Below are 4,624 nucleotides of genomic sequence, written 5' to 3' on the forward strand. Positions count from 1 at the left end.
GGATCGTCTCGCAGCGCGTGGGACGTACGATGCCGTGCTGTACGTGGCGCTCTCCCGCGCCCGCTCTCATGTGGTCGTCGTCGGCGAACTCCCTGAGCCCGCGGCGGATACCCCGGCGCCGCCGGTTACGGCACTGTCGGCGGGCGAGTCCGATCACAAGCCGGGAAATGACGATATCGCGTCGGATGCCCTCGCGTCCGAAGCTGACGTTACCGATGGCGAGGACGAGACCGTGGATGTAGGAGGGGACGTGTCGGATGTCCGCGCCGAGGTGAGTACAGCGGAAGCTGCTGTGGAAACTGAGGCCGGCGGAGATGGTGAGGTCGAGCCCGAGGGCGCGAGCCCAGAATGTGCTGGTGAAGAGCCGGATCCGGAATCCACAGGGTATACGCAGGCGCGGCATCGGAGTCGCCTGGTCGCTGACGCGCTCCGCGAGCTGGCCGTCCTGATCGGGGAACCCGGGGACGAGCCCGTGGTGCTACCGGGGGGCGCAACGGTCCAGCCGGGGCTCGGCTTTGCGCGGGACGCCGAGGCACTCCTGGTCCGCGCTCGCGATCTCGACCTGGGGCTGTTCAAGGTGCTGGTACTGGGTGAGTTTAAGAACGGCAAGAGCACCCTCCTCAATGCGATGCTCGGCAGCCCCGCCCTCCCGGCCAAGGCGGCACCGGCTACGGCAATCATTACTGCCCTGGTGCACGGCGAGAACGAGGGGGTGCGCGTCTACGAGGTCGGACAGGACACCCCGCGGGTGCTCAGCCGGGAGGAGTTCCTCCGCGAGTTCCAATTGACTCCTGCCGATCAACAAGCGCTCGATGCACACGAACCGATCGACCGCTTCCAACACATCCGCTATGCGGAGATGGAAACCCTGCACCCCTTGTGCGCTAACGGCGTGATGCTGATCGACTCGCCGGGCCTGGGCGAGCATGCCAGTCGCACCCGCGTGGCAACGGATTTCTTGAAGCAGGTCCAGGCGGTCGTGTTCGTGCTCAACGCGAAGCGTATCCTCAGCCTGGATGAGCGAGAGTTTATCGAGCACGCCCTGGGGCCGGGGCGCCTGACGCACGTCTTCTTCGTGGTCAACTACGTGAATCAGTTGGACGAGCCGTCGGACGTCGAGGACATCAAGGAGTTCGTCAGGCTCGCGTTGGGGCGACACTTCCTCGACGAGGATGGCGCGTTCGATGCCGACCTTTACGACCGTCGCGTCTTCTTCATCGATGCGCGCGGCGCGCTTCGCGCCAGGAGTCAGGATCCGGTCGACACAACGGCGTTGGAGGCGTCGGGCGTGCCGGCCTTCGAGCGGGAGCTGGAGCGATTCCTGACCAGTGATGAAAAGCTCCAGGCCGCCCTCCAGTCACCGCTGCCGATGCTGCGCCACATCGCCGCTCGGGTTGAGCGGAAAGTGGCCGATGACTGCGCCGCACTCGACCAGCCGGTCGAGGAATTGGAGCGTCGTCATCAGGCTGCACTGGAAAGTCTGCGCCAACTGGATCTCCAGCGGCAGGAGATTGAGCGGACTGTGCGGCTCCATGGCGAGTCGATCTCGCGGGCGGTCTACGCCAATCTCCAGGAGTACGTGTCAGAGCTGCGCTCCACCTGGCCGCAGGACTCCGAGCGGTTCATCAAGCTCGAAGAGTTGACCCTTCTCGCCTCGGTCGAGTCGCTTTGGCGCGACCAGACCAAAGAGCGTATCGCCAGCTCAATCGAAGCCGAACTGAAGCACTACCTGCACACCAAGTTGGCGCGCTGGCAAGAGCAGGTGTCGGTGGTGATTGAGCCGGACATCGCGAGATTGGCGGCCGACGTCGACGCCGAGATCGCCGCCTTCAACGTACGGCTCGACGAGATCGCCGAGGCGTTCTCGGTCGGACATGCACGGCGCACCATCGCTGAAGAGGTGGAAGGGGACCGTACCCGCAAGTTGCTCCAGGCGGCTGCTGGCGGGATCATGCTCGATCCGTCGCAGGTCCACGGGGCTCTCTTCGGCAAGGCCGACTGGACCGGGTTCTTCCGCAGGGTGGTGGAGCAGGTCGTCCTCGCGAGTGCCCTCCCCTGGATCTTGCCGGGCGGTCCACCGCTCTGGGCGGCGTACATCGCAATCGAGGCGAGCCTCATTAGATACCATGCCAACCGGGTGCGGAAACAGCTCCGTAGCGCGCTCGGGGAGAAGCTGTTTGAGCAGCTCGCACAAGATCTTCCGGCTCGCCGGGACGAGATCGAGGCTGCGCTGCGCGCGCAGTTTGACGTGGCGGCGACCGTAGTCACCCGTGCGCTCCAGGCGGAGATCGACGAGGTGCGCAATGAACAGCAGCGGATCATTGTCCGGATGCGCGAAGCGTCGTTCTCGGCCGAGCAGGAGAAGGCGCGGCTGCGGGCGATCGGCCAGCGGGTTGACGTTTTGGTGGACACGGTGTTGGACGCTGCTACCGGTGCGCAGGAGGATCCCCGTGAGGTGGTGGCCGCGGGGGTGGGTAAGCGGCTCGGTGCCGCCGGTGCCAAAACCGGACTCACCGTCGCCGACGAATGAGCGCCATGCCGACAGAGAGGCTAACGGATACGGGTTCCCAGGGAGCAGACACCGGCCGTTTGGTCCGGATCACACGTCGGCTCCGGAGTCATGCCGACTTCCCGCCGCTGATGGGCCTCTGCCGGGAGCTTGAGAGCACCATCTTGAGAAAAGAGCGTCGCGTCGTCTTCGTAGGGGTTCTGAAAACGGGCAAGTCGACGCTTATCAATGCGCTGTTGGGCGCGCCCATCCTCCCGGTCCGCGCCAACCGCGCCACTGGTGTCCCGGTACGAGTGGGCTACGCGGAGCGTCTGACGGCCACCGTGGTACGAGATCACGGGCGTGGAACAGAGGAGGCTCGAGTCTGGCCGGATGAGCTTGCACGCTACATCCTCCTCGATCTCACTACCTCGATCGCGGTCCCACCGCCGAGGATCGGTGAGGTCCGCATTGGCGTTCCCGTGCCCGCGTTGCAGGCGGGTTGGACTCTGGTGGACACGCCTGGACTCCAGGATACCCCCGCGCTCACCGAGCGCACGCTGGGCGAGATCGAGTGCGCCGACCTCGCGGTGCTCGTGCTTGCTGCCGACAAGCTCCTGTCCGAGTCCGAGCAGGCGATGGCGCACACCTTGAACGCCCGCCTGCGCGGGAATGTCATCTTCGTGATCAACCGGCTCGGGCTTGTCGAGGAAAAAGATCGGTCGGAGATTCTCCAGCGCGCCCGGGATGTGCTGGGCGGGCTGGGGAACTGCCTCGTAGGGAACCCCGCCATTTTCGCGTGTGATGCGCGCGCCGCGTTGGCCGGTGCACCCGACCCCGGGTTCCGGGCGTTCGAGCGGCACCTGGGTACCTTGTTGACCGGAGCAGCGGGTGAGCGGATTGCCGTACTCTCCCGCGTCGCCTGGGCGGAGTCTCGCATCACATCGGCCCACGACGCCGCTAGTACAGCCTTGGCTGAAAACGAAGCCAAGAGAGCGGCCGTGGTTGCGGACGAGGAGTCAGCCCGAGACCGGGAGCGGCGCCATCGGCGCCAGGCGATACGAGAAGCCCACATGGCGCTGCGGCGGCTGCGGAGTGAGATTCACGGCCTCGTCGAGCCGTTCGTCGACGACGCGGCGCGGAGCGCGGTTGAACTCGTCGATGCCGACCGGGCATGGCCGAAACGGCTGACGGTGTGCTTCCACGGGCCGCTCAAGGCTGTCCACGATCGTGTGACCGCCCGGGTTGCGGGGAGCCTTGCGCCGCTTGAGTTAACTGCCCCTACCCTATGGTTCGCGGTGACCGCGGAGGAGGCGGTGGAACACATGCTGGACCAGTCGCGGGCGCTACGTGAGTCAGTCGCGGCCTACCATGTGTATACCGGCGTGGCGGCCGGATCGGGGATGAGCGCGACGCTGAGCCGATGGCTTTGCAACTGGCTGTACAGCCCCAGCATGAGCCGTGAGCAGCTTGAGAAGGCCGTGCGGCAGACGGCGGAAGCGTTGCTCCCACGGTTGGTGGCGGACGTACGGCATCACCTCGACGTGGTGGATGAACTCCTCGCCGCGGCTGCGTCCACGGACGTTTGCCATGACCCATCGGCTGCGGTCCAGGAGGCGACGGCGGCCGTTATCGAGGCCGAGCGGCTGGTGACCAGGATAGAGATGCTGAGACGGGCTATCGCGGAAGCCGCACGGGAGGCGCTCGCGTGAGTTGGGAGTCGCAGTTCCAGGAACAGTGGGTTACGCTCGTCGACAGCGTCGAGACACACGCGCGCCGCGCCCTGGCTGGTCGCCCGCTGCTTGACGTAGCGGCGCTCGACGAGATCCTGCAGCGCGAGGTCGCCAAGTGGAATCGACCCAGCCACTACAACGGGGCCTGGCTCGCGAAACTCGCGGGCACACATCCGGAGGTGGCCGCTCGCTTTCGGGCGACGCTGGGAAACTTGCGTGCGGTTCGCCCGCTTGTGCCACAGATCGGGAACCCGTGGCTCCGCGTGGCACTGGTGGTAGCTCTCGTTGCCGCAGCATTCTTCATCGCTTGGTGGCAGACAGACCGGCTGCTGGTGCACGTAGCGGCGCCGCTCACTGCGGGCATCGTGTTTGGGTCACTGGTCCGCGCGCGGTGGCAAGCAGC

General features: G+C 66.0%; 3 protein-coding genes. All 3 read left to right on the forward strand.

The annotated features are described in order from the left end of the window. Positions 1 to 2,530: dynamin family protein (locus tag IRZ30_RS15800; protein WP_294086509.1), on the forward strand; the 2,530-nt coding region annotated here is incomplete at its 5' end. 59 nt (positions 2,531 to 2,589) lie between these two features. After that, complete coding sequence (locus IRZ30_RS15805) at positions 2,590 to 4,200, forward strand: dynamin family protein (RefSeq protein WP_294086510.1); 1,611 nt, start codon at positions 2,590 to 2,592, stop codon at positions 4,198 to 4,200. Then, positions 4,197 to 4,624 (forward strand): hypothetical protein (locus IRZ30_RS15810; RefSeq protein ID WP_294086511.1); only part of this gene is annotated, 428 nt, incomplete at its 3' end. The genes IRZ30_RS15805 and IRZ30_RS15810, both read left to right, overlap by 4 nt.

This window comes from Sphaerobacter sp., from assembly GCF_019683595.1.
Classification (GTDB): Bacteria; Chloroflexota; Chloroflexia; order Thermomicrobiales; family Thermomicrobiaceae; genus Sphaerobacter.